The sequence below is a fragment of the Williamsia sp. Y721 genome, from assembly GCF_059683565.1.
Map to the genome: position 1 here is coordinate 682,459 of NZ_JCASNH010000002.1, position 26,486 is coordinate 708,944.

Here is a 26,486-nt window from a genome sequence, read left to right on the forward strand (position 1 = left end):
CATGAGTTACAGTTTTACACAACATGTCAATCCGTAACGGTAAATCGTCCATGGTCGGAAACCACGACGCCGGCACCCCCGACCCGGTGGCCTCTGCCATGGGCGCCAACATCACCGATCGGGTCCTCGATGCGACCCGTGCGGTGCTGATTCGCGCCGAGGGCCGCAAGATCACGTTGGCTGAGGTGGCCCGTGAGGCCGGGGTGAGCAGGCCTACCGTCTACCGGCGTTGGCCGGACGTACGGACGTTGATCGCCGACCTCGTCACCCGGGAGTTGATCGGCACGATCGCCGACATCCCCGCACGCGGCACGACCCTGGACGCCAAGGTCGATCGCCTGGTTGCCGTCGCCGATGCGATCCGGGGCAACAACCTGCTCGAAATGCTGTGGCGTGAACCGTCAGCCGCTCTTGCCCCCTATGTTTTCGTGAGGCTCGGTCGCAGCCAGAACGCCGCCCTGACGATCCTGCAACGGGCCATCACCGACGGTCAGCATCGCGGCGACGTCCGTGACGGGGCTCCGGACGAGATGGCCGCCATGGTGCTGTTGATCTGTCAGTCGGCGATTCAGTCGCATGCGATCGTCCAACCGATCCTGGCCGATCGATGGACCGTGGAATTGCGGTACGCGCTGCACTCGTACCTGCGGACGGCGCCGTGATCGCCGGACAGTTTCCGGCCGGAGCGCTGAGCCCGGCGTCACGTCGGGCCGGCCTCGATGAATTACGGCTGCGCACTGAGCCTTTGGATGTCCTGGTGATCGGCGGCGGAGTCACCGGAACGGGCGTCGCATTGGATGCTGCCAGCCGTGGTCTGTCGGTGGCCCTGGTGGAGGCCCATGATCTCGCCTTCGGCACCAGCCGGTGGAGCAGCAAGCTGATCCACGGAGGCCTGAGATATCTCGCAAGCCTCGATGTGTCGATCGCGCAGGAGTCGGCCGTCGAGCGGCATCGGATCATGACGGTGATCGCCCCACACCTGGTGCGCTCACTGCCGCAGGTCATCCCGGTCTTCGCCGGTGGTTCGGTGAAGGGGAATCTGGCCGCGCGATTGGGGATGCTGGCCGGGGATGTGTTGCGCCACAATGCCAAGACGTCAACCGAGGTCCTGGCGCGGTCACGGAGGGTGTCGGCGTCGGAGGCCGTGGAATTGTGTCCGGGAATCCGTACCGAAGGGCTGCGGGGTGCGGTGGTGGCCCACGATGGGCAGCTCATCGACGATGCCCGGTTCGTGGTGACACTGGCGAGAACCGCTGCCGCGCATGGCGCGATCATCAGTACCTACACCCGGGCAACAGATGTGACCGGAACGGGAGCAACCCTGACCGATGTCCGCACCGGCGCCACGTTCGGGATCCGCGCCCGCGCCGTCGTCAATGCGACGGGCGTCTGGGCCGGTGAGGTCGACAACGCCGTCAAGCTGCGGCCGAGCCGCGGGACGCATCTCGTGGTCGACTCGGCATCCCTTGGCAACCCGACGGGTGCACTCACAGTTCCCTTGGGCGACAGCATCAGCCGGTACGTGTTCGCGTTGCCGCAGCAGCTCGGCCGCACCTACATCGGTCTCACCGACGAGGATGCGCCCGGTCCGATCCCGGACGTGCCCAAGCCGACCGACGCCGAGATCACCTTGCTGCTCGACACCATCAACAAGGCGCTGGAACGTCCGCTGTCCACCGACGATGTCCGAGGAGTCTTTTCCGGCCTGCGTCCGTTGGTCGAGGAGGTCGGTCCCGGGGTGCCGCTGAGCACGGCTGATCTCTCGCGCAAACACCTTGTGGCAGTGGCGGACAGCGGTCTGATCACGGTCGTGGGGGGCAAGCTCACCACTTACCGTGCGATGGCCGAGGAGGCGGTCGACGAGGCCGTGAGTCGTGCGGGTCTGAGGGCCGGGCCGTGCCACACCAGTGAACTGCCGCTCATCGGGGCGACGGGGACACCGGACGTCTCGGGCTTACCGGGTTCGTTGATCGCCCGTTTCGGTGCGGAGGCCCCCCACGTGCTGGGCATCGCGCAGGTGCCGGATGCGGCCGCCCCGATCGCGCCCGGCATCGATGTCACCCGGGCCGAGATCGAGTTCGCCATCACCCACGAAGGTGCCTGCACGGTCGACGACATCCTGGCCCGCCGAACGCGAATTTCCTTGGTACAGAAGGATGCCGACCTTGCCAGGGCTGCCGTCGCCGAGATCGCCGGGATCGTGAACCCGGCGGGGACCTGACGCCGGACTAGTAGCCCATCCCGCGAAGCTCACCGGCCAGCAGATCGAGGTGGGATCGCTGGACGTCCAGATGTGGGCTGATCCGCAGGACCGACTGTTCCGAATCCAGTGGCGCGCGCCAGGAGTCCGCGCAGGTCACAAGGATTCCGATCGATCGCAGTTTGTCACGGGCGGCCTGGACGTCCGACGGACCCCAACCCGGTGGTGGGGCCAGGGTCACGATGGCCGACGGCTCGTCGATCGGTTCGAGAACCTCCCAGCTGCCGATACCGTGGAGGCGCTCACGGGTGAAGCGGCCGATGGCCGCCAGCTCCCGGTTGACCCGTTCGGGCCCGAAGCTCTGCAGTTCCTGGATCGCCACACCGAGCCCGAGACGCCCGGCCACGAAGGCTTCCGAACTCTCTACCTCCACCGGGCGTACCGAATCCGAACGTGCGGCAAGGAATCCGACACCGCGCGGGCCGGCCAGCCACTTACGGCTGGTGCCGTAGACCACGTCGGCTCCGGATGCGCAGTCGCGCTGGCCAAATGACTGCGCGACGTCGACAACCACCGGCACACCGGCGACCCTGGCGAGCTCGACGACCTTGCTGACCGGCTGCACCACGCCGCTCTGAGAGCCGATATGGCAGATGTGGATGAAGTCGGGCTGGTCGAACTGCAGCATGTTCTCGAGTGCGTCGGTGTCGACATGCCCGTACACATCGCCGGAGGGGATGGTGTGGACGGCGTAACCGCGGCGTTCGAACTCGTCGAGGTTGGGGCCGAACTCGTTCTTCGCCACCCAGACCGTGGCGGATATCGGGAGGTTCCAGTAGGTCAACAGCGCTCGCAGCGCGGCCTTTGCCGACTCCCGGAACGCTAGTTCGTGGGCCTGATGTCCGACGAGCGCGGCGATATCGCGACGGCAGCGGTCCAGGGCCTCGCTCATCTGTTCCTGTGCGACGTAGGCGCCGCGCTCGGATTCACGCCACAGGTGCGCGGTGATCGTCTCGATGACTTTGGTGGAGGAGCGTGATGCCGCCGCCGAATCGAGATGGATGTTCATCGGCTCGGTGCGACCGCGATGCCACAGATCGCCGAGCTCGCTCACATACATCCGTAGATCCTCCTCGACGCCGGGACATGGTGTGCATCACACGCTACCGTCTTCGGGCGCCGTGGAACCGACGCACCGGTCCAGTCCGTCCAAGTACTCATGGAGCCGGTCATCGAGTACGTCTTTGGAATTGGTGACGGATCGAGCACCACATGGACGTCGCAGGCCGACGTGGCACTCGGTGGAGGTGCGGTAGATGCGATTCGACTCGATTTCGACGGTGACGGCAGAGCCGACGACGTGATGTGGGATCGAGACGGTGATGGCCGGGCCGATCTCAGTGGTCTCGACCTCGATGACGATGGTGCAGTCGACAAATGGTTCTCGGACAACGGTTCTGGAGTGTGGGGGCACCCGGAGCCGGATCCTCGGGTCAGTGCACCGAGCCCACCCCCGGTTCCCCATCCGCCGATATCCCAGCCAACCGACATCCGTCTCACGTGGACGTCGCTCGATGGCGCATCACAGACAGCGACGGCAGACGCAGATCCGGGGGGTTCGCGCGCGCTGGTCGATTTTGTCGGTGACGGTGATGCCGCTGATGTGCTCTACGACCGTGACGCGGACGGTCGCGGTGAGATCGTGGTGGTGCGGTCGGGCGGGCGCGTGTACTTCGATACCGACGGCGATCAAGGTTTCGACCAATTGTTCGTCGACGACGATCTCGACGGAACGGCAGATGCGGTGATGTTGCCGGGCCAACCCGGTTTCGGTGTCTGAGAAGTCAGACCACAAGCTTCAGGCCGTAACGTCAGGCGGCCCGGTTGTGGTGCCGAAGGCGACGGTCCTCGATCGCGCGTGCGTTCCGGTAAGTCCGCCCGTTTTGCCAGGCAGAATACGATGCGGTCAGTCCGAGCAGCAGTGCCCCGATCACGCAGAACGCCAGGGCCAGGAATCCGAGAGTCACGCTCACCGGACTGTTTTCGGCGATATCGACGCCGCCGATCCAGATCGTTGCGGTGACGATGATCTTCCAGATCGCCCAGAGCACACCACACAGTCCACCGAACCCGACGGTGTAGCGCAGCGGACCGAGTTCGGATCGGACAACGGTCCATCCGAGATAACCGGCCGGAAATCCGATCCAGCTGGCGAATACCACCTGGTACATCGCCACCTGGTACATGTGGCCGTAGTCGGAGAGAAAGTTCGCCGACGGCGCGAGTGTGCTGTGGGCGAGCGTCAGGTTGATCACGGCAATCGAAGCCGCGGCAGCCACCACCAGAAGCACTATCCGCTGGTTGAGGTCGGGATCGTTTCGAGGGGCGGATCCCGGATTGCTGTTGCCGCGGCGGATCGCCATCAGGGATGCGACCAGGGCGCAACCGGCGATCACCGCCGAGGTGGCACCCCAGATCCGTTCGGAAGTGTTCAACACGTGGCGGACACCGTTTTCCGGAACCAGGGCGGTGTAGGTCTCCCCGGTCAGGCAGTAGAAAGCGACGCACACGCCGAAGGCGGTCGTCGCTGTCTGGCGGTACAGGGCCCCACGGATTGCGAGTATCGCTCCCAGGGCGACCCCCGTCCAGGCGAGGGCGCCCAGAGCTTGACTCATGCGACTATGCCAACAGCTCCGAACGCTGCAGTCAAAGCGCGATTATTGCGGGGTTCGTTGCCCCGTCCTTCGGCGAGCGTGCCGACGGTCGTGGCAAATGCCTCGGCCTGCGCTTCGCGCCGTGCGTTCTGATCGCAACCCTCGTGGCCGGCAAGGAGATGCCAGGCTTCATGGGCTGCAATGTGGATCCGGTGGGCGTCAGAGACATTGGCAGGAGAGACGATGATCGCGGTCCCGCGGGTGGTCCGCAATGCGGCTCCGGTGATCTCGCCGGAGTTGAATGACTCCGACGTGATGCACCGGACATCGCACTCGAGTTGCTCGCCGAGCCGGGACTCGAAATCGTCCCAGTCCCAGCCGCTCATCGGTGTGATGGCCGCGGCGAGGCGAAACATCTTCTGCCGGGTCATCATTGTCCGACGCTCTTCTCGGCTTCGAGGACCCGACTCACCTCTCGCAGTAGGGAGGCGAGTTCAGCCCGCCCGGTCGACGACAGCTGATCGGCGCGGAGGCCGGCTACTTGAAGTCCTGTTTCCTCGATCGCAGCCTGCACCTCTTGGCCGAGCGTGCGGGGGCTGAATGAGAAATGTTCTTTCGAGACTCCGAAAAATGAACAGATGGCGTCGCGAACTGCGCCGTCCACCTTCATTACGCGGCCCTTGCGGATCCGCCATACAAATTGCCGATCGATGTTGCGACCTGTTTCGGCCGTCACCCAGTCGGCAATCTCTGCATTTGCAGTGCGCGACCCACCTGGCCAGCGAGTAGCACAGAGCCTATTGAGTTCAATGGCGAACTCAGACACCTCGTCACGATTGCGCATTCGCCAATAGTGCCAGGTGATTCCCTATTTTGTCGCCTTGATGAGCGGAAATTGCCGATATTTTCTGTCACGGTATCGGTGATGTTTGTGCCGGAGTGTCTGCGCTCCCAGGCGCTTCACGGCGCTGAACTGCATAAACGCTCGAATTCAGCTGGTGTTTCCGTGATCTTTCGCAAAGGTTACGATCAATTTTCGCAAATCCGGGCTCGGGCCGAAGATATGCCGCTGACCTCCGCAGATACCCCATTTATGGGGTAGTGGGCATGGGCGGCCCGGCATTGATGCGCTCGAGTTGGTAAGCGATGGGATCGTCGGGTGTTGCACCCCAATCCGAGTCCAACCACCAGGTGATGCCGGCGTCGGCCAGTGCCGCCGCCCGCTCGCGTTCGCCTGCGGGGTCCGTCAGGTCGGTGGTGCCCTCGTAGACGACGTCGTAGTGCCCGCTGTAGCCGAGTTCGTCGCGAAGCTCTCGGATGTTCCGGGCCACGCTGACCCACCGCTCGAACGGTTGCGGTCCCGGGCCCTGCGCACCGGCGAAGTTGGGGATCAACCCGTCGCACCGGGCCGCCCGCGACATCGATCTGCGAGAACCCTCCAATCCCACACACCAGGTGGTGATGCGGGGCTGTTGAACCGGCGGATCGGGCAATTCGAAATCGGTGGGCCGCACTTCGTAATGCTTGCCGTCGTAGGTGAAGGGCTGACCACCCCAGAGCCCGAACAAGACGTCGAGACCTTCATCGAGGAGTTCGGCACGCACCTTGCGTCCCTGATCGGCCTCGAAGGCCAGCCAGCCCGGATGCAGTGCGCCCAATCCGACGCTCAGGATCACGCGACCACCGCTCAGCCGATCCAGGGTGGCGGTGGTCGATGCCAGGTCCCACGGTTTGCGCCGGGGCAAGGGCGTGAGCATCGTCCCGAGCTTGATCCGGCTGGTTCGCATGGCCGCAGCGGTCAGGGAGATCCAGGGGTCGACGCCCCATAGCGCTTCCCAGCCGAACACCGCGTCCCAGCCGGCTTCCTCGGCGGCCACTGCCATCTCGGCGAAATCCGCACTGTCACCTTTGGGGAAAACGATTCCGTACTGCACGGTGCCTCCTGTGAAGAGTCGACCTGACCGGCAGCGGGCACGGATCAGGAGGTGGTCGCCAGTGGCGCGGACGGTGGTGAGCTGACCGGGACGGGTCGATGGTGGATCAGGGTGACCGAAACGATGGCGAGCGCATAGAGCACGCAACCGGCCACGACCAGGACCGCGGACTTGCCGTCGGTGGGAATGGCAATCGCGGCGGCGGTGACCGCAGCGACGAACGCAACGTTGAACAGCGCGTCCTGGAATGAGAATGCCTGTCCGCGGCGGGCGTCGTCGACGTCCATCTGCATGGCCGCGTCGCCGCACAGCTTGCACACCTGGCCGATCAGACCCAAGACCACCGCCGCGAAGCAGATGACCACGCCGTTGAAACTCAGCAGCGACAGCTGGGCGACCGTCCCGATGGCCAGCGCCGACACCACAGCGCGCTGACGCCCGAATCGGGCGACCGCGAAGGGGGTGATCACCGCGGCGAGCAGCATGCCCACCGCAGTCAGACCCGCGACGAGCCCGAAGCCGGTCAGTCCACCGCCAAGCGCCGACTGTTTGGTCAGGACGAGCAGCAGGAGCGTGTTCATGCCGAACACGATGCGATGAGCACCCACACCGGACAGTGCTGCGGCCGCAGGTGGCGAGCTCCAGACCGCACGGGCGCCATGGCCCAGACCGACCGCGACAGCGCGCATGGCAGTGCCCTCCGGGTGCCCGGGGATCGGAGGACCGACGAAATCGGGATGATCCGGGCCCAGCTGCAGTGGTTTGAATCGGTGTGCGACGACTGCGGTGACCATCGCCATCACAACTGCGCCGAGCAGGGTCAGGGCGCTGCCGGTGTTGTCGGACCCGAAAACCTCGCGCAGGGCGAAGGTGGCACCGGCGCCGAGGGCCAGGACTCCGGAACCTGCGGTGGTGAAGAACGAGTTCATACCGACCAGCAGGTCGCGGGACACCACGTGGGGCAGCGACGCGGACAGCCCCGACGCGACAAACCGGCTCGCGCCGGTCACCGCCAGCGCGGCGATCAGCACACCGGTGTCGCCGGCTCCGGTGGCGACCACCACCGACACGATCGAGACCAGGATCGCTCGCAGCACGTTGGCCCAGACGAGAACCAACCGTCGATCCCAGTGGTCCAGGAGCGCGCCGGCAAACGGACCGATCAGGGAGTAGGGCAGAAGCAGGACCGCCATCCCGGCCGCGATCGCCATCGGATCGGCGTGGCGCTCCGGGTTGAAGAGGATCGCGCCGCCCAGCGCGGCCTGGAAGAGACCATCGGTGAACTGACTGCCGAACCGGACGGCGAGAAGCCGGGACAGGCCGGGTGATTCCCGAAACGACCGCGTGAAATCGCGCAACGCCAACCGCTCATGGCTGGCGCAGACATGCGGCTCTGGGTCCGCGACGGGCGGTTCGGCGTTCATCGTGTCCAGCCTACAAATGAATTCACGATCGGGTATTCCGACGGATACGAGACCGGCTGATTCCGACTGATCGCCGTAGCCTGTTGGGGCCATCGGCGTGGCATCATGTTCGGGTGTCATCTGGTACCGAGGCGATTTCCGCCGGCAGTTTGTTGATGGCGTCCACCGATCTCGCGGAGCCGACTTTCCGCCGGACGGTGGTCTACGTCATCGAACACAACGATGCCGGCAGCCTGGGTGTTGTGCTGAACCGGATGAGTCAGACGGCGGTGCACAACCTGTTGCCGACGTGGACCGACACCGCGGCCCGGCCGAAGGCGGTGTATGTCGGCGGTCCGGTCAAACAGGACTCGGCGCTGTGCCTCGGTGTGGTCAAACCCGGTGTCGAGATCGATGACGTGCCCGCACTGCGACAGGTCGAAGGCCGTGTGGTCCTGGTCGATCTCGACGCCGACGCCGACGAACTCGGCCACTTCCTGGTCGGCGTCCGGATCTTTGCCGGTTATGCCGGGTGGGGTATCGGACAGCTCGGTGATGAATTGCGCAGCGGCAGCTGGATCGTGGCCCCGTCGCTGCCCACCGATGTCATCGCCCCCGCCGAGGTCGATCTCTGGTCGCAGGTCCTGCGGCGTCAGCCGTGGCCGCTTCCGATGCTGGCGACACACCCGATCGAGCTCGAACGTAACTGATCTGGTGATTGTCGATTGGATTTCGATAACCTGTTATTGTTCATCCCTGATGTGAGCGGCGTCTCAACAGATGCTTGCTCGGGGGTCGGGGAATGCGGAGGGGTCCGATGGTCTTGTGGGGTCGATGTGTGGGCGTGGTCGCCGGTCTCGTGTCAGTTGCGCTGATTGCCGGCTTCGTGAATCCTGTTGCAGCGCAGGCTGATCCGACGGGTGGCACGGATGGTGAGCGGTGGACCGCGCAACACGACGGTCCGCCGCGGTATCCCGGCATCAACGTCTCCTGGGACGTCCCGATCACCATGAGCGATGGCACCGTCCTCAAGGCCAACATCTACCGGCCCGCCGACGCCGCGACGAGGCCGGTTGCCACCAAGACGCCGGTGATCGTGAACATGACGCCGTACACGAAACTGGTGAGCGCTGTTGCCGATGCGGCGCTGTCGAATCCGGTGCTGGCGCCGCTGGCCCTGCAGCTGGCCGACCTGCTGAACTTCTCGGGCACCCCGATCGACGGCCTGTCCGATCTGGTGCAGACCCTCAAAGGCGGCTTCGCCCAGACCTTCAGCGTCGACCCCGCACTGGTTCGCTCCGGCTATACGCAGGTGGTCGTGGATGTGCGCGGGACCGGTTTCTCGCAGGGTGTCTGGGACGTCTTCCAGGCCCGTGAGCAGCAGGACACCATCGAGGTCATCAACTGGGCCGCGAAGCAGAGCTGGTCCGACGGCAAGGTCGGCATGAGCGGGGCGTCGTACTCGGGCATCAATCAGGTCCAGGCGGCCAACAAGAACCCGGAACCGCTCAAGGCGATCTTCCCGGTCGAACCCGGTGGCGACCTGATCCGCGACATCGTGGCGCCCGGCGGCGCGTTGGGTGTCGGCTTCTTGCCTGCGTGGCTGGCACTGGTCAACGGACTCAAGTTCGTGCCCGACGTAGCGTCGATGTTCAACGGCACATTCGACTGGAAGTGGTTGGGCTCGCGGCTTTCTGATCCGGCGGTCTTCGCCCCGCAGCTGTTGGACGCGCTGCTCTCCCCCACCGTGGAGTCGGTGCCGCCGCGTACGCAGAGCCTGCTCGACGAGGCTTCTTCCGAACGCATCAACTGGCAGGACTACGCCGAGAACATCACCACGCCGACGATGATCTACGGCGGCTGGTACGACCTGTTCACCAACAGCGAGTGGCGGATGTTCGACAAGATCCCGCTCGAAAACGGCCGCAAGCAGCTGATCATGGGCCCCACGTATCACGTCACCGGCGGCTCCCGATTCGGTGATCCCGGCTATCCGCCGCGGCTCGACGTCCTGCAACGCGCGTGGTTCGACAAGTGGCTCAAGGGAATCGACAACGGCATCGACAACTATGGCCCGGCCACCCTGTACCAGCAGGGCAATGGCTGGACCACCGCCGAGGACTTCCCGCGCCCGGGAATGAACCACCAGCGGCTCTATCTCTCCGACCGTTCGAGCGGTACGGCGCCGCACGCGGTGCGTGACGGATCGTTGTCCGCGACACCATCCGACAGCCGCGGCAGGCTCACGGTCGCACCGGCTCTGGCCACGTTGTGTTCGCGTGATGCCGCTCAGCAGACGGCGGGCATCCTCGCGGTGTTCTCGTTCTGCGCGGACGATTCACGGATCGCCGAATCCAGCGCTTTGACGTTCACCACGGCCCCGTTTGCCGAGTCGACGAGCGTGAGCGGTCCGATCAATCTGCATCTGAACGCCGTCATGGACGCGACCGACGGCTACTGGACGGCAACACTGAATGATGTTGCCCCCGACGGCACCTCGACGGTCCTCACCTCAGGCCAGTTGATGGCCTCGTTGCGGGCGCTCGACGAGGATGCGACCGGGTACGGTCCGGGAGGTGACGTGGTGGATCCGGTGCAGACATTGACTCTGGCGACACGTCAGCCGGTGACCCCGGGCCAGGCCGTACAGCTCGACGTGGGCCTGCTGGCCACCGATGCCCTGATCAAACCCGGACATCGGTTGCGGATCGATGTGTTCGCGGCGAACTTCCCGAGAGGTGTTCCGTTGCGGCCGTTGCTGAACGATTCGCAACTCAAACCCGAACACATCCAGCTCGATCCGAATGCGCCGAGCTACGTCAACGTTCCGGTGTCGCGGCCGGTGGGCTGACCCCCTTCCCACATTCGCGCCACTTGCCTGCGTTTGCGCCAGTTGTAACCGGCGCGTTCGCGAGTAAGTGGCGCGAATTTCGGGGGCGGCTGCAGCGGTTCTAGTCGGAGGCCTCGGACTGGCGGCTGTAGCGGGTGGCGAGCCAGGCGCAGATCATCAGCTGAACCTGGTGGAAGATCATCAGCGGCAGGACGATCAGGCCGATGGTGCGACCCTCGAACAGGACAGCGGCCATCGGCAGACCGGTGGTCAGTGATTTCTTGGTGCCGCAGAACTGGATTGCGATGGAATCGGCCCTGTCGAATCCGAGGCGCCGCGATCCGGCGCCGGTCAGCCACAGCATCACGGCCACCAGCACCACGGCCAGCACGACGAGGATCACCACCTGCCACCAGCTGACCTGACTCCAGATACCGTCCCGCACACCGTCACCGAACGCGGCGTACACGACGAGCACGATGATGCCGCGGTCGAAGAACTTCGTGAGGCTCTTGTGCGCCGCGATCCGCCGGCCCACCAGCGGCCTGAGTAACTGTCCGGCGATGAACGGAACCAGTAGTTGCAGGACGATCGTCACCACGGACGAGGCCGAGAACGAGATGTCGCCGGACGAGTTCATCAGGAGCACCACGAGCATCGGGGTGAGGAACACACCCAGCAGATTCGACGCCGAGGCGCTGACGATGGCGCCCGCGATGTTGCCGCGGGCGATCGAGGTGAAGTTGATCGATGACTGGACCGTCGACGGCACCAAACACAGGTAGAGCACACCGGTGGCGAGGTCGTCGCCGACGAGGTGCGGGAGCAACGGCCAGAGGGCCAGACCGAGCAGTGGGAACACCACGAAGGTGAACCCGAGGATCGTCAGGTGCAGGCGCCAGTGGGTCAGACCGGTGAGGGCATCACGTGGGTGCAGTCGGGTGCCGTAGAGGAAGAAGAGCAGCCCGACGCCGATCTTGACCACCCAGTCGAGGATGTCGTCGGCGACGCCGCGGGCGGGGAAGATCGTCGCGACGACCACCGCGCCGATGATGGCCACCATGAAGCCATCGATGTTGAAGCGCTGAAGGAAGGCCAGCGGGGAGCGCGCCACGCCTTTAGTTGGCGGGAGCTGCGCCACCGGCGGCGCTGTCGGTGGTGCACATGCTCTGCAAAGAGCAGCTGGTGCAACCACCGCTGACACCGCAGTCAGAGGCGGGATCGGGCAGTGCTGCGGCCGCTCGGACGCCCAGTGACCCGATGACACCGGCCAGGCCGATACCGACCGCGATGGCCGCGATGGCGATGATCACGCCTGCGGTGCCACCGAGGAGAATCGCCAGGACGGCGCCCATCACCAGGACCACACCTGCGCAGATCAGACCGGGTCCGGCTACGCGGTTGGCCAGCTGGAACTTCTCGTCGCTGCCCATGGTCTCGGCGGAACGCACGCCGAGCCAACGGTTGCGGGGCAGGCGCCTCACGGTGCCCAGGACCCCGGGTACTCCGAAGACCAGCGCCAGCGCCAGGGCGACGACGGCGAGGATGTTTGCTGCGACGGTCACGCCCATACAATACGAGGCCCCGGAAAATCAATGGTCACCCAGGCCTGCCTGCAGCTCAGATGAGCCAGGCTTTACGCTGGTCAAGTGACTGGCCCGACGACTTCAGCCCCCGACGAATCCCCGCAGCACCGCTACACGGCAGAGCTGGCCGGGCAGATCGAGGCGCGATGGCAGCAGAACTGGACCGAGCGGCGCACTTTCGAGGCGCCCAACCCGGTGGGTGACCTGGCAGGTGATCTGTCGGTGTTCGACGGACCCGACGCCAAGCTCTTCGTCCAGGACATGTTCCCGTACCCCTCGGGCGCCGGACTCCACGTGGGGCATCCTCTCGGCTTCATCGCCACCGATGTGTACGCGCGGTTCCACCGGATGAACGGGCGCAACGTTCTGCACACGATGGGCTTCGATTCGTTCGGGCTCCCGGCCGAGCAGTACGCGGTGCAGACCGGAACCCATCCCCGCACGACCACCGAGGCCAACATCGAGCGGTACCTCGAACAGATCCGCCGGCTGGGCCTGGGCCACGACGAGCGTCGCCGGGTCGCCACCACCGACGTCGACTTCTACCACTGGACCCAGTGGATCTTCCTGCAGATCTACAACGCCTGGTTCGACGGCGATGCAGGCAAGGCCCGCCGCATCCCCGAGTTGATCGCCGAATTCGATTCCGGAGCACGGACTCTCGCCGACGGCCGGGACTGGTCGGATCTGGACGAGGCTGCCAAGGCCGAGGTTATCGACGACTACCGGCTCGTCTACCAGAGTGATTCGCTGGTCAACTGGTGCCCCGGTCTGGGTACCGTGCTGGCCAACGAAGAGGTCACCGCCGACGGTCGCAGCGACCGCGGCAACTTCCCTGTGTTCCGTAAACACCTACGGCAGTGGATGATGCGCATCACCGCGTACAGCGACCGCCTGCTCGACGATCTGGAACTGCTGGACTGGCCCGAGAAGGTCAAGACCATGCAGCGCAACTGGATCGGCCGATCGCGCGGCGCGCAGGTCGCGTTCAGCGTCCCATCTGGTCGAGCTCCGGCTTCGCCTTCGTCTCCGGTGCGGGACTGTAAAATTGAGGTGTTCACCACCCGCCCCGACACCCTGTTCGGTGCGACGTACATGGTGCTCGCCCCCGAACACGAACTCGTCGATCAGCTGATCGCGGCGCAGTGGCCTGCCGATGTCAATCCGCTGTGGACCGGCGGCGCGGCAACTCCGGCGGAAGCTGTTGCCGCCTACCGGAAGACGATCGCAGCGAAGTCGGATCTCGAACGCCAGGAGAACAAGGAGAAGACCGGCGTCTTCACCGGCTCCTACGCCGTCAATCCGCTCAGCGGCGCGCAGGTCCCGGTGTTCATCGCCGACTACGTGCTGCTCGGTTACGGAACCGGCGCCATCATGGCGGTCCCGGCCCACGACGGCCGCGACTACGAGTTCGCCACCGCATTCGGGCTGCCGATCATCGAGGTCATCGGTTCGGAGCAGGGTGTGGCCGAGGAAGCCTTCACCGGTGACGGACCTCTGGTCAACTCGGGCTTCCTGGACGGCATGCGGGTCGATGAGGCCAAGTCGGCCACCATCGAGCGTCTCGAAGCCGACGGCACCGGCAGCGGCACCGTTCAGTACAAGCTGCGCGACTGGCTCTTCGCGCGTCAGCGCTACTGGGGCGAACCGTTCCCCATCGTCTACGACGAGTCCGGTGCGCCGCATGCGATCCCGGATTCGATGTTGCCGGTAGCACTTCCGGATGTCATCGACTACGCGCCGATCTCGTTCGACCCCGACGATCCGAACAGCGAACCGTCCCCTCCGCTGGCCAAGGCCACCGACTGGGTGAACGTCGAACTCGACCTCGGCGACGGACTCAAGCACTACACCCGCGACACCAACGTGATGCCGCAATGGGCCGGTAGCTCCTGGTACCAGCTGCGCTACATCGATCCCACCAACTCGGAAGAACTGTGCGCCAAGGAGAACGAGGCGTACTGGATGGGGCCGCGGCCGGACATCCACGGTGAGAACGATCCCGGCGGGCTCGATCTGTACGTCGGTGGCGTCGAGCACGCGGTGCTGCACCTGCTGTACTCGCGTTTCTGGCACAAGGTGCTGTTCGACCTCGGGCACGTCAGCTCGGCCGAGCCATACCGGCGTCTTTACAACCAGGGCATGATCCAGGCCTACGCGTACACCGATTCCCGTGGTGTCTACGTGCCTGCCGAGGAAGTCGTCGAAGAAGGCGGTAAGTTCTTCTACGAGGGCAAAGAGGTCAACCGCGAATACGGAAAGATGGGCAAGTCCCTGAAGAACTCCGTTGCGCCGGACGACATCTGCCGCGATTACGGTGCCGACACCCTGCGTGTCTACGAGATGTCGATGGGACCGCTGGACACCTCGCGGGCCTGGGCGACCAAGGACGTCGTCGGTGCGCAGCGATTCCTGCAGCGCGCCTGGCGTCTGGTGGTCGACGAGATGACCGGCAAGACCCGGGTCGTCGACGTTGATCTGACCGATGACACCAATCGGCTGCTGCACAAGACGATAGACGGTGTGCGCGAAGACTATTCGAACCTGCGGGACAACACCGCAGTGGCGAAGTTGATCGAGCTGACCAACCACCTGACCAAGCAGTATCCCGACGGTGCTCCGCGCGACGCGGTCACCCCGCTGGTGCTCATGCTGGCGCCGGTGGCACCTCACGCAGCCGAAGAACTGTGGGAGCGTCTGGGCAACAACGGATCTCTTGCACACGGGCCGTTCCCGGTGGCGCAGGAGCAGTGGCTGGTCGACGACACCGTCGAGATCCCCATCCAGGTGAAGGGCAAGGTGCGCAGCCGGATGACCGTTGCGGCCGACGCAGACGAGGCGACGTTGCGTGCGACGGCGTTGGCGGACGAGAAGATCATCCCGTTGCTCGACGGTGAACCCCGCAAGGTCATCGTGGTACCCGGCCGAATGGTCAACATCATCCCCTGACCCCGGAATTGGTGGGTTTTGGCGAGTAAACGCGCAGGTCGCGGTCTCCAGAACCCACCAAGATGGGGCGGTCAGGATCGTTTCAGCCGCAGTCGGCTGTAGATGAACAACAACAGGACCGCGGCCATGGCGCCGAGGATCGCGTAGCTGGTGCCCAGGGTGGTCATGTCGTGTTGCCAGAGGGGTTCGTTCTCGGTGGCCGAGCCGGGTGTTGTCCACTGCACCTCGACGGTGGAAGCTGCTGCGGCATAACCCCATCGACTCGGGATCAGCCACGCGATCTGTTCCAGTCCGGCCCTGTCATGCAGGGCGAAGAGGCCACCGCAGAACACCAGTTGGATCATCACCGCGACCACCAGTGGCGGCATGGTCTGTTCCGGGGTGCGAACGGTCGCCGAGATGGCGAGGCCGATGAGGGCGCCGATGCAGGTGAGCAAGGCGAGGCCGATGCCGAGTTCAACTGTGGCAGGCAGGTATACGCCCTTACCGGGCGTGCCACGGCCGGCGTAACAGATCAACAGCATGATCACCGATTGCACAATCGCGAACACCGCGAAGACGAGGACCTTCGCGGCCAGGTAGGCGCCGGGGCGTAGTCCCACAGCACGTTCGCGCTCGAAGATCGAACGTTCACCAACCAGATCACGGACCGTGAGCGCCGACCCCATGAAGGTCGCACCGATCACCAGGATCACCAGGATCTGCAGGGTTTCAGTGGTTCCGGGTGCGTTGAGTCCGAATCCGGCCGACCCGGGGATCACCAGGGTCAGCGCTCCCAGGACCACCGGGAGCAGCAGGAGGAACACCAGATATCCGCGGTCGGCCAGGATCAGCCGGAACTGCCTGCGGGTGATCGTGCTGACCTGCCGCAGGGCGCTCGCCTGACGGGAACGTGGCCGCGATGATCCGGGTTGCGGTGGCGCCGGTGGGGGTTGCCGTCGGACAGTGGCCCGGTATCGATTCGATGCCTCTTCCGGATGAGCGGCGACGTAGGTGAAGATCTCCGGCCAATCATCGGTGCCCATGGCGGTTTTCACGGATCCAGGTGGACCACAGAACGCGGTCCTTCCGCCGGGTGCGAGCAACAGCACCTGATCGCATATCGACAGGTGTGCCACGGAATGGGTGACGACGATGACCACACGACCGGCGTCGGCGAGACGGCGCAGGGTCTGCATCACCTGCCGGTCGAGTGCGGGGTCCAGTCCGGACGTCGGTTCGTCGAGGATCAGCAGTGCAGGCCCGGTCAGCAGTTCCATCGCCACTGATGCCCGTTTGCGTTGTCCACCAGAGAGTTTGTCGATTCTGGTACCGGTGTGTTCGGTCAATTGCAGTTCGGCGAGCACTCCGTCAATCACCAGATCCCGGTCGGCGCGGGACATATCCGGTGGCAGTCGCAGTTGCGCGGCATAGCGCAGAGCCTGGCGCAGGGTCAGCCGACTGTGCAGGACGTCGTCCTGCGGGACCATACCGATCCGGGTGCGGAGTGCGTCGTACTCTTCGTGAACGCCGTGCCCGTCGAATGTCACGGTTCCGGCGGATGGCTGGTGTGAACCCGAAACAATCTTGGACACAGTCGATTTACCGGCGCCCGACGGTCCGATGATCGCGGTCAGTGTCCCGGGTGCGGCGGTGAAGTCGATGTCGTCGAGTAGCTGTTTGCCGTCGATGGTCAGACTCACCGAACTGACGTGCACACCGCCGGAGACCACCGACCGGGCCTGACCGCGGACCAATTGACCTTCGGCGACCACGAAGTCGCTGTTGCCGATGGTGACGACATCGCCGTCGGTGAGGGGTTGCCGGGTGATCCGGCGGCCGTTGACAAACGTCCCGTTGACGCTGCGCAGGTCTTCGATCACCAGACCGGATGGGCTGCTGATCATCTGGGCGTGGTGGCGAGAAGCGAGTACGTCGCTGACGACGACATCGTTGTCCGGGGTGCGACCGATACGGATCGTGGATCCGCTGGCGATGTCGACGGCCTGTCGTTGCGGCGGCGGCTGATTCCCGGCGGTCTGGTACACCGCGGACATGTTCTGCCGCAGCGCCTGCATGTGCGGCCGGTCGTCGGCCCCGGCCGGCTTCTGCAGGGGCCGAATCGGTGCCGGAGCGGGTTCTGCGATTCTGAACCGCAACACCGGTCCGGCGTCGGGCCCACCGAGTCGGACGTCCTGTGTGCCCCGTAGGTTCACCGATTGCACCCGTTGACCACCGGCATAGATCCCGTTGGTGCTCCCGGCGTCGGTGATCGACCATCCGCCGTTCCAGGACAGCACCGCGTGCCGCCGGGAGATCAGCGGATGGTCGATCGTGATGTCGTTCTCGGGCACCCGGCCGATCTGGATCTGGGTCGCGCCGTCCACCGGCGGAGCCTGGATCCCATCGACCCATATCTGCAGTTCAGCGGGGATACGTGTGGTCATGATCTGCTGTTACCTGACGTCGGGTGTTCGGTGAGCTCTGCCGGTGTCACCGGCGACTATTCGGGGCTCGCGACGGTGACGGGCTCCTGCCACTTCGAGGTGACGATGTTGACCTCGCCGCCCGAGACCTCAGCTGTGATCTGCACGAGGTTGTACGGGGCTTCGGCGGTGACCCACAGCGTGATGGGTAGCTCGGCACCGGTCTTGTCGACCTCGGGAAGGATCGGCTTGAGTTCCGTACTCGCGATGGTGCCCTCGATCTTGATCGCCTCGACACCGTTGACCTCCTCGGTGCCGACGACCGTCGGATTCTGGACCTTGGAGATCACATTGGCCAAGCCCTTGTCCTTGTCGAGGATGATGGCCGGGTCGTAGATCCGCTGGGCCGGGCCGAGGTTGGTGTAGCTGTTTGCGCCTTCGCCGCGGGTGTAGAGGTTGCCGTTCGCGACGATGAAATCGGTCGCCGTCAGGTTGTTGTTGATCCGGAACTCACCGGCACCCTGGGCGCCGACAACCGGCTGATTCGTGACATCACCGTCGATCTGTTGAATGGGCAGACTCTCGATCGACTCGTCGACCACCAGTGCGATGTGTACGGAGTTCATCATCCGGGTCGTCTGGGAGCTCTGCTCGATCACGGCAGCCGGATCAGTCGCGACCACCGACGGCTGAGTCGATCGAGATGTTTCCAGGACTGGCGGAACCGACTGGGACACAGTCGCTTCCGAATCGTTGGAACCTCCGCCGCCGCAGGCGGTCAGCAGAACTCCGGAGAGCGACAGTGCGACCGCGGCCGCGAACAGGTTTGTTTTCGAGCGCATGATTCGCGGGGTGCGAGAAGGTTGATTTGGCATGCTCAGGGACGGTATAGCCCCGCGCGGCATGTCAAAAGTCGTTCAATTGACCGTAATCGGTTTCCTCGCCCGGGAACATCGGACGCCTCCGCGTACTCCTATAGCCAAACCACGACCGCTGCCGTCACCTGATTCGGGCAGCCGACACGGAGGAATCGGATGACTGAATTGCAGACCGACGAGGCGACAGACGTCGACGTCGATCAGGGGCCGGCGGCGGACCACGACCTCGGCCGGGCGCCCGGACCCGACGGCGGACCCCGCTTGGCCAATGTGTGGATCTACAAGGGCCGGGCCTACGACCTGACGGATTGGATCTCGAAGCATCCCGGCGGGGAGTTCTTCATCGGTCGCACGAAAAACCGCGATATCACCTCGATCATCGGCTCGTACCACAAGAATCCTGAGCGGGTCGAGAAGATGCTGGAGAAGTACGCCCTCGACCGCGACGCCGAGGTCGAGGACATCCACCCGAAGGCCAACGCACCGGACTTCCTGTTCAAGGAAGGCTTCGACAGCTGGCGTGACACCCCGCACTTCCGGTTCGACGACAAGAACGACCTGCTGCACCGGATCAAACGCCGGTTGCGCGAACCGGAACTCGCGGCCCGGATCAAGCGGATGGACACGATCTTCAACGTCGTGGTCGTCGCGTTGGTGCTGGCATATTTTGCCGTCCAAGGCCTGCGGCTGTATGACACCAGCTGGATGCCGTTGCCGGTCTTCGTGATCGCGATGGTGGTGCTGCGCAGCGGTATTGCCGGGTACGGACACTATGCGATCCACCGGGCGCAAAAGGGTGCAAACAAGGCGTTGGTCAGTGCCTTCGACATCAACTACGTCGCACTGTCCTTTGTCACCGCCGATGGCCATGCGCTGCTGCATCATCCACACACGCAGAGTGAGGTGGACATCAAGAAGAACGTCTTCACCTTCATGATGGATCTGCCGCGGGCCTTTCGGGTGCCGATCCACACCCTCCACAAGTTCGGGCACGCCACCACCGGCATGGTCATCCGGCTGCTGGAGATCTGTAAGCTGACCAGGCAAGTCGGTGTCTCCGACATGTACGGTTCGCTGCGAGGCGGACTGCCGCACTTCGTCGGTGCCTTCGGTCTGCGAGCCCTGTTGATCTCCGAACTCGCGATTTTCATTGCCGTTGGCGACTTCTGGGCCTGGCTGGCGCAGTTCGTCGCGGTCCTCTGGTTCAGTACCTTCCTGGTGGTGGCCAGTCACGACTTCGATGTCGACACCCACGACCTACCCGAGGTCGAGACCGACGACTGGGCCGTGGATCAGTTGGAGAAGGCATACGACCTCAAGGTCATCGGTAACCGTTATGCCGACTGCTTCTTGTCCGCCGGCCTCAGTTCGCACCGCGTGCACCACGTTCTTCCGTTCCAGCGCAGCGGCTTTGCCAACATCGCAACCGAAGACGTGGTGCGAGAAGAAGCTGCCGAGTTCGGTGTCGAATGGTTACCTGCCAAGAGCTTTGTCACCGACCGCCTGCCCAAGCAGTGCCGCGTCTACCTGGGTTCGCGGTCGCGGCCGGCCCAGGAACAGGGATGGGGCTTCTTCCGCGAGCACTTCTCACCGGCCGCACTCAAGACCTGTGCCGACTACACCATCAAAGGCTTCACCGGAATAGGGACGGTCTGACCCCTGCCCGACCCCATCCCAGCACACCCCCGCACCACCTCTCCCTTACCCGAAAGGACCACTCCCCCATGTCTGTCATCTCTGATCAGCCCATCACCGGATCGCATCCCACGTTTGTCGGCCGGCGTCCACACATCCGCCCGAGTCTGCCGCCGGCCCCGCCGACCACTGTCGCCGTGATCGAGGGCATCGCCACCGGCGCACCGGAGCAGGTCTTCTCCCAGGCCGATGCCGCCGAGGAGGTGGCCGCGCTGTTCACCGATCCGATTCAGCAGGCCCGCATCCGCCGGATCTACGAGAAGACCCGAATCACCGAGCGTCACTTGGCCATCGACCCCACCGATCCCGAGTTCCGCGACTTCAGTGAGCGGCGTGGCACCATCCGCGAACGGATGAACCTCTACCTCGAGCATGCCGCACCCCTGGCCGTCGACGTCGCCCGTCGGGCCCTGGGCAGCGTGAAGGGTGAGGTCGAGGTGGGATTGCTGGTGTTCGTCACGAGCACCGGGTTCATCGCGCCGGGTGTGGATGTCGCGGTGATCAAAGAACTCGGCCTGCCCCGCAGTACCAATCGGGTGGTCGTGAACTTCATGGGCTGCGCGGCCGCGATGAACGGGATCCGCATCGCCGGAGACTTCGCCCGCGCCAACCCCGACAAGAAGGCCCTGGTGATCAGTCTCGAGGTGTCTTCGGTCAACGCCGTGTTCGCCGACGACATCAACGAGGTCATCACCCACAGCCTCTTCGGCGACGGGTGTGGTGCGGTGGTGGTCGGTGCCAGTGAGGTCCGTGCGCCGATCCCGGCAGGCCGGATCGTGATCCGCGAGACGTTCAGTCATCTCCTCGATGACGCGGAAGACGGAATCGTGTTGGGAGTCAACGACAACGGGATCACCTGCGAACTCGCGGAGGATCTCCCCCAGTACATCTTCCGCGGTGTCGACCCGGTCATCACCCGGGTTCTGGGCTCTCACGGCCTCGGCAAGTCCGACGTCGACCTGTGGGCGATCCACCCCGGTGGCCCGAAGATCATCAACGAATCGGCGCATTCGCTCGGAATCGATCCGGAGTGCGCCGACGTCAGCTGGGACATCCTGGCCCGTTACGGGAACATGCTCAGCGTCTCGTTGATCTTTGTGCTCGAGCAGATGGCGCAGCGTGGTGCCGACACCAACGAGGAGTCCACCACCGGTGTTGCCTTCTCCTTCGCCCCCGGAGTCACCCTGGAGGGCCTCCTCTTCGACATCGTCCGTCGCTGACGCGACCACCGAGTCAACGAACCAAAAGGTCAAACATCATGCAGCTCATCAGATTTCTGATCTCCGTGTCCTGGAAGGGCATCGCATTCGCAGTGATCGCCGGTTTGATCGGCGGTGCGGCCAACGCGTACCTGGTCACGCAGATCAACACCGTGGTCTCACCGCCGCCCCACCCGGACAACATGGTCATCCGATTCGCCATCACTGCGATTGTCGTCCTGGTGACCGGGCTGCTGTCCCAGATCGTGCTGATCCATTTGGCGCAGAGCGCGATCTACCGATTGCGGGCGAAGCTCAGCGCCGGCGTGGTGTCGGCTCCGCTCGAACAACTCGAACGTCTGGGTATGCATCGGTTGATCGCAACACTCACCGAGGACGTGCGTGCGCTGTCGATGGCGGTTTCGGCGATTCCGAGCATCTGCATCGACGCCGCCACCATCGTCGGATGCCTGATCTTCCTGGCGATGCTCTCCGGTCCGATATTTGCGATCACCGTGGGATCGACGCTGCTGGCGATCATGTGTGTGGAGACGGTGTTGCGACGGGTGCGGGCCATCTATCAGCACGCCCGGGAACGTGAGGACGACCTGCTGCGCTCTTTCCAGTCGGTCACCTTCGGCATCAAGGAACTCAAGCTGCATCGCGGACGTCGTCGTGACTTCATGGACCGGCATCTGCTCGGTACCGCCGAGGATCTGCGTGCCAAGAACGTCTCTGCCGGGGCCAAGTTCTCGATCGCCCAGGGTTTCGGTCAACTCTGCCAGCTGGCGACCATGGCGTTCATTCTGTTCGGTTTGGCTCTGCTGCTGGACATTCCGCATGAGCACATGATCGGGTACGTACTGATCACCACGTTCCTGGCGATGCCGATGCAGAACATGATGCACCTGATCCCCGACATCCTCCGCGGTGATGTGGCGCTGGCGAAGATCAGGGACATGGACCTGTCGATGATGTCGGCCGATGACGAGTCGAACCTGCCGTACACCGATCGGCCGGTGGTCGCAGGCGCCCGGATCGAGCTGCGCGGGCTGGGCTACGCCTATCACGGCGAGCAGCTGACCGGTCCTCCCCCGCCACCCCAGAAACCGGGCAAGCCGGGTCAGCGACCGTCCGGTCCACCTCCGGGTGGCCCCGACGACGGTGCCGGTTTTCACCTCGGACCCATCGACCTGACGCTCGATCCCGGGCAGGTCACCTTCATCGTGGGTGGCAACGGGAGCGGCAAATCGACTCTGGCCAAACTGATCACGGGCCTGTACGCACCTCACCACGGACAGGTGGTGCTCAACGGCGAGCCCATCGACCACAACAATGTGGAGTGGTACCGGCAGAACGTGTCGGCTGTCTTCACCGACTTCCACCTGTTCGAGGACTACCTCGGATTCGATCGGCCCGGAATCGACGACGAGGTGCGCGGTTACCTGCATCAGCTGCAGATCGCCCACAAGGTGACCGTGTCCGACGGCAAGCTGTCGACCATCAATCTGTCACAGGGACAACGCAAGCGACTGAGCCTGGTGACGGCGCTGCTCGAGGATCGTCCCATCTACGTCTTCGACGAATGGGCGGCCGATCAGGAACCACAGTTCCGGGAGTTCTTCTATCGGCGCATCCTGCGCGACCTCAAGGAGGCAGGTAAGACGGTCGTGGTGATCACCCATGACGATCGCTACTTCGATCTTGCCGATCAACTGGTCAAACTCGACTTCGGACGTCTCGCGCAGGTCGGTGAGTTCGCCGGCAATATGGCGAATCAACTTGTGGCCCCGTAGAACTGCTGACAGACTCGACTTCGACCGGACCTGGTTTGTCCGATCGGAGTCGAGTTCGGCTCCAGGGCAGGACGACAGGTTGGAGACGAACAGATGGCGCGTGCCCCACGGCGGTCAGCGATGTTGCGTGGTCTGGCCATCGTCGCCGGTGTGCTGGTGGTGTACGTGTCGGTTCTGCTCCTGTATGCCCTGGGCGGTTCCGGCAATCAGCCCGACACCCGTGAGCCTGCTGCCGATGGCGTGCTCGTTTATCTCGATATAGACACCGTGAATGGCGCGGAGTATTCGTTCGGCGGGCATGTGTCGGTGTATCCCGGTGGCAATCTGGTGGACGAGGACGGCAACCTCAAGGACGCTCTGCTGATCGACGTCTCACCGATGGTTGCGAATCAGCGGATCGAATTCGCCAGTGGGACACGGCCGGGGATGCTGGCGGTCTCGCTCTATGCCTACGGCGACATCCGCACCTGGCCCTTCGACGAGTACACCTCGGAGTCTGTTGTGGTGCGCGGCGTGAGCGAGATCGGCGACAAGCGCGAACCACTCGAGACCGAGGTCGCGATCACCGATTCGCTCAGCGGCTGGGACATCGACGCTGGTGACGAGGACCCCGGTGCGGGACAGTCATTCATCATCGAGGGGTCGAGATCTGCCGGATCCCTCGTCTTCGATCTGGCGCTCTGCGCGATGCTGGTGGTGCTCCCCGTCTGTACGTTGTTCGTCGCGATCCAGACGGTGCGCCGGCGCAAGGCGTTTCAGCCGCCGATGGTCACCTGGTTCGCCGTCATGTTGTTTGCCGTCCTCCCCCTGCGCAACATCTTCCCCGGTACGCCGCCGTTCGGATCGTGGGTCGACTACACCGTGGTGCTGTGGGTGGTGGCCGGGTTGATCTCGGCCATGGCGTTGTATGTGATCGCCTGGTGGCGCCAGGCCCCGTGAGACTCGGCTCGGCCTGACCACAGGGTGGGGCCTTGTGTGCCGGATGGTGTTGTTCGCCCTCGCGATGAGTTTTCGAACTGTCGGCGGTCTGTTTGTGCATGAAACGCAAGTTCTCGGATGTGTGGCCGGTGGTGCATGCCGAGCGGGTCCAGCTGGTCGATGATCTGCGCGGCATACCCGCTGATGCGTGGTCGACGCCCTCGTTGTGTCCGGGTTGGGATGTGCACGATGTCCTGGCACACCTGGTCGACTCGGCGATGACCACCAGGTCCAGCTTTGCGCGACGAATGATCCTGGCACGCTTCGACTTCGATCGAGACAATGCCACCGGTATCGCAAGGCAGAAACGGGATGACCCCCGCGACACGCTCGAGGCAATGCGCGCCGTTGCCGAGTCGACCAGGACGCCGCCGGCCAATCCGGCAACACGTCTTGTCGAAGCGTTTGTCCATGGCGAGGACATTCGCCGGCCGCTCGGCATCGACGCGCACTACCCCGTGGACTCCGTTGTGGATGCCCTGGGTTATCAGGCGGTCACCGCGGTCGGCTTCGGCGGTGGACGCGAACGGGTGTCTGGTCTGCGCCTGATCACAACCGACTCCGAGTTCGTCCACGGCCTCGATACCGGGGACGATGTCCGCGGTCAGACGATCGATCTGCTGCTGGCGGTCTCGGGCCGGGCGGTGCCCACGGGCGCGCTCTCGGGTTCAGGGGCAGCAACGCTGATCGACGACTGAGCGATTGGACGATGCCGCCTTCCTCAGGCGGGATCCTCGTGTGTCATGGCCTTGTAGCTGCGCGCACCTGCACGGTCCACGGCCGCGCGCACCAGTCCGAAGATCAGCCCCTGCAGCGCGGCAGCGACAAGCACTTCGGTGTTGCTCCTGCTCAGATCCTTGGGGTCAGGGACCTTCGAGTCGTGGCCCAGACGTTTCCACACCTGTCCGAAGGCAGCGGAGGCAGCCAACCCACCGAGCACGCCGGTAGCGATCGACAGTGGCTTGTACATGGCTTTGGACTTGACGCTCATTTGCTTCCCTTGTTCGAACGCGTATCAGACGACCAGAGAGTACCGATCTGCGCGAAGGTTGAAACCTTTCCGCGATCTAACGTTTCAGGAGGTCGGTGATGGCGCAGACCACCTCGGCGGGAGACTGTTCGGCCATGAAGTGGCCGAAGTCCCGGAGGCGGTGATCGAGATCGGTCGCCCAGCTCTTCCAGATCTGCTCGCCGTCGAAACCCATCTGCGTGCCCCAATCCTGCTGAATGACGCTGACGGGCATGGTCAGTGTCAGACCTGCGGCGCGGTCCTGCTGGTCGTGTTCGATATCGATGCCTGCTGACGCGCGATAGTCGGCGACGATCGAATCGATGGCGTCGGTACTTGCCTGCAGGTACCGCGCCCGGATATCGGCGGGAATCACCTGTCCATCAGCGCCCCAGGCATCGAGGAAGTAGCCGAAGAAGGTGTCGGCACTGCCCCGGATCATCGCCTCGGGCAACCCGGCCGGTTGAGCCATGAGATAGAGGTGGAAGCCGACCGCGGCGGACACCCCGTGCATGACGTCCCACATGTCCAGCGTGGGCAGGACATCGAGGCTGCCCAGATGGGTGATGCGGTCGGGGTGATCGAGTCCGGCGCGGATCGCCACGAGTGCGCCGCGGTCGTGGCCGACGAGTGCGAACTTGTCGAAGCCGAAATGTGCGGCCAGCGCGATGACGTCGTCTGCCATCGTCCGCTTGCTGTAAACGTCAGGACTCGTCTCTGCCGGCTTGTCGCTGTCCCCGTAGCCACGCAGGTCAGGAACGATCACGGTGTGGTTGTCGGCCAGCGCAGGGGCGACGTGACGCCAGCACAGATGGGTCTGCGGGAATCCGTGCAGTAGGACAACAGGTGAGCCCTGACCTGCGACGGCGGCGTTCAAGGAGACATCGGGTGCGACCTGGACGCGGTGGTATTCGAATCCGTCGATGGATGGTGTGGTCATGGCGATCGGGTCTCCTACAGTTGAGTGGTG

General features: G+C 64.3%; 23 protein-coding genes. 11 read left to right on the top strand and 12 right to left on the bottom strand.

Translation table 11 applies throughout. The features are described 5' to 3' along the window. The first annotated feature begins 23 nt into the window (after positions 1-23). Positions 24-662 (top strand): TetR/AcrR family transcriptional regulator, encoded by a 639-nt coding sequence (locus tag AC56PL_RS11940; RefSeq protein WP_497153946.1) that lies wholly within the window; start codon positions 24-26, stop codon positions 660-662. Next, the gene (locus AC56PL_RS11945) at positions 608-2,221 is read left to right on the top strand and encodes a glycerol-3-phosphate dehydrogenase/oxidase (protein ID WP_497153947.1); all 1,614 of its coding nucleotides are present in this window, start codon (positions 608-610) and stop codon (positions 2,219-2,221) included. The genes AC56PL_RS11940 and AC56PL_RS11945 overlap by 55 nt, the downstream gene beginning before the upstream one ends. A 7-nt stretch (positions 2,222-2,228) precedes the next feature. Here AC56PL_RS11945 and AC56PL_RS11950 read toward each other — a convergent pair whose 3' ends face one another. Continuing rightward, a complete protein-coding gene (locus AC56PL_RS11950; RefSeq protein WP_495513895.1) occupies positions 2,229-3,320 on the bottom strand; it encodes an aminotransferase class V-fold PLP-dependent enzyme in 1,092 nt (363 codons plus the stop codon). 99 nt (positions 3,321-3,419) lie between these two features. Between AC56PL_RS11950 and AC56PL_RS11955 the strand changes: the two genes are divergently transcribed. Beyond that, positions 3,420-4,040, top strand: a complete 621-nt coding sequence (locus tag AC56PL_RS11955) for a hypothetical protein (protein WP_495513896.1) — start codon at positions 3,420-3,422, stop codon at positions 4,038-4,040. A 31-nt stretch (positions 4,041-4,071) separates the two neighbouring features. Here the strand turns inward: AC56PL_RS11955 and AC56PL_RS11960 are convergent, their stop codons facing one another. From AC56PL_RS11960 to AC56PL_RS11980, 5 genes are all read right to left on the bottom strand, one after another. Beyond that, positions 4,072-4,875, bottom strand: a complete 804-nt coding sequence (locus tag AC56PL_RS11960) for a hypothetical protein (RefSeq protein ID WP_495513897.1) — start codon at positions 4,873-4,875, stop codon at positions 4,072-4,074. Continuing rightward, the gene (locus AC56PL_RS11965) at positions 4,872-5,288 is read right to left on the bottom strand and encodes a M78 family metallopeptidase domain-containing protein (protein ID WP_495513898.1); all 417 of its coding nucleotides are present in this window, start codon (positions 5,286-5,288) and stop codon (positions 4,872-4,874) included. The genes AC56PL_RS11960 and AC56PL_RS11965 overlap by 4 nt, the downstream gene beginning before the upstream one ends. Then, positions 5,285-5,698: a hypothetical protein gene (locus tag AC56PL_RS11970; RefSeq protein ID WP_495513899.1), complete on the bottom strand. Its 414-nt coding sequence runs from the start codon at positions 5,696-5,698 to the stop codon at positions 5,285-5,287. Before AC56PL_RS11970 ends, AC56PL_RS11965 begins: the two co-directional genes overlap by 4 nt. Before the next feature lie 247 nt (positions 5,699-5,945). Next, positions 5,946-6,788 (bottom strand): LLM class flavin-dependent oxidoreductase, encoded by an 843-nt coding sequence (locus AC56PL_RS11975; RefSeq protein ID WP_495513900.1) that lies wholly within the window; start codon positions 6,786-6,788, stop codon positions 5,946-5,948. A gap of 44 nt (positions 6,789-6,832) precedes the next feature. Further along, complete coding sequence (locus AC56PL_RS11980) at positions 6,833-8,212, bottom strand: MFS transporter (RefSeq protein WP_495513901.1); 1,380 nt, start codon at positions 8,210-8,212, stop codon at positions 6,833-6,835. Positions 8,213-8,325: 113 nt separating this feature from the next. On the opposite strand from AC56PL_RS11980, the gene AC56PL_RS11985 reads away from it, so the two are divergent. Continuing rightward, complete coding sequence (locus AC56PL_RS11985; protein WP_497153948.1) at positions 8,326-8,901, top strand: YqgE/AlgH family protein; 576 nt, start codon at positions 8,326-8,328, stop codon at positions 8,899-8,901. 107 nt (positions 8,902-9,008) lie between these two features. After that, the gene (locus AC56PL_RS11990; protein ID WP_495513903.1) at positions 9,009-11,042 is read left to right on the top strand and encodes a CocE/NonD family hydrolase; all 2,034 of its coding nucleotides are present in this window, start codon (positions 9,009-9,011) and stop codon (positions 11,040-11,042) included. Between the two features lie 100 nt (positions 11,043-11,142). Here the strand turns inward: AC56PL_RS11990 and AC56PL_RS11995 are convergent, their stop codons facing one another. After that, entirely contained in the window at positions 11,143-12,084 is a 942-nt protein-coding gene (locus AC56PL_RS11995) for a bile acid:sodium symporter (RefSeq protein ID WP_495515969.1), read from the bottom strand. A gap of 55 nt (positions 12,085-12,139) precedes the next feature. Then, on the bottom strand, positions 12,140-12,586 hold the full coding sequence (locus AC56PL_RS12000) for an SdpI family protein (protein WP_495513904.1): 447 nt from the start codon (positions 12,584-12,586) through the stop codon (positions 12,140-12,142). Positions 12,587-12,670: 84 nt separating this feature from the next. Between AC56PL_RS12000 and leuS the strand changes: the two genes are divergently transcribed. Beyond that, positions 12,671-15,556 carry a leucine--tRNA ligase gene (leuS, locus tag AC56PL_RS12005; protein WP_497153949.1) on the top strand — a complete coding sequence of 962 codons (2,886 nt, stop codon included), beginning with the start codon at positions 12,671-12,673 and terminating at the stop codon, positions 15,554-15,556. Positions 15,557-15,627: 71 nt separating this feature from the next. Here leuS and AC56PL_RS12010 read toward each other — a convergent pair whose 3' ends face one another. Both AC56PL_RS12010 and AC56PL_RS12015 read right to left on the bottom strand, forming a co-directional pair. Further along, positions 15,628-17,982 carry an FHA domain-containing protein gene (locus AC56PL_RS12010; protein ID WP_497153950.1) on the bottom strand — a complete coding sequence of 785 codons (2,355 nt, stop codon included), beginning with the start codon at positions 17,980-17,982 and terminating at the stop codon, positions 15,628-15,630. A 56-nt stretch (positions 17,983-18,038) separates the two neighbouring features. Continuing rightward, positions 18,039-18,803, bottom strand: a complete 765-nt coding sequence (locus AC56PL_RS12015; protein ID WP_497153951.1) for an LppX_LprAFG lipoprotein — start codon at positions 18,801-18,803, stop codon at positions 18,039-18,041. Between the two features lie 192 nt (positions 18,804-18,995). Here AC56PL_RS12015 and AC56PL_RS12020 point away from each other — a divergent pair, with 192 nt between their 5' ends. From AC56PL_RS12020 to AC56PL_RS12040, 5 genes are all read left to right on the top strand, one after another. Next, on the top strand, positions 18,996-20,495 hold the full coding sequence (locus AC56PL_RS12020) for a cytochrome b5 domain-containing protein (RefSeq protein ID WP_495513908.1): 1,500 nt from the start codon (positions 18,996-18,998) through the stop codon (positions 20,493-20,495). Positions 20,496-20,563: 68 nt separating this feature from the next. Beyond that, positions 20,564-21,754: a type III polyketide synthase gene (locus AC56PL_RS12025; protein WP_497153952.1), complete on the top strand. Its 1,191-nt coding sequence runs from the start codon at positions 20,564-20,566 to the stop codon at positions 21,752-21,754. Between the two features lie 38 nt (positions 21,755-21,792). After that, on the top strand, positions 21,793-23,529 hold the full coding sequence (locus AC56PL_RS12030) for an ATP-binding cassette domain-containing protein (protein WP_497153953.1): 1,737 nt from the start codon (positions 21,793-21,795) through the stop codon (positions 23,527-23,529). A 93-nt stretch (positions 23,530-23,622) separates the two neighbouring features. Beyond that, on the top strand, positions 23,623-24,468 hold the full coding sequence (locus AC56PL_RS12035; protein WP_497153954.1) for a DUF8686 domain-containing protein: 846 nt from the start codon (positions 23,623-23,625) through the stop codon (positions 24,466-24,468). 98 nt (positions 24,469-24,566) lie between these two features. Further along, positions 24,567-25,205, top strand: a complete 639-nt coding sequence (locus tag AC56PL_RS12040; protein WP_497153955.1) for a maleylpyruvate isomerase family mycothiol-dependent enzyme — start codon at positions 24,567-24,569, stop codon at positions 25,203-25,205. Positions 25,206-25,228: 23 nt separating this feature from the next. Here the strand turns inward: AC56PL_RS12040 and AC56PL_RS12045 are convergent, their stop codons facing one another. Next, a complete protein-coding gene (locus AC56PL_RS12045) occupies positions 25,229-25,498 on the bottom strand; it encodes a DUF4235 domain-containing protein (RefSeq protein WP_495513913.1) in 270 nt (89 codons plus the stop codon). Between the two features lie 76 nt (positions 25,499-25,574). Next, positions 25,575-26,456, bottom strand: coding sequence for an alpha/beta fold hydrolase (locus AC56PL_RS12050; RefSeq protein WP_497153956.1), 882 nt, complete (start codon positions 26,454-26,456; stop codon positions 25,575-25,577). Between the last annotated feature and the right edge of the window lie 30 nt (positions 26,457-26,486).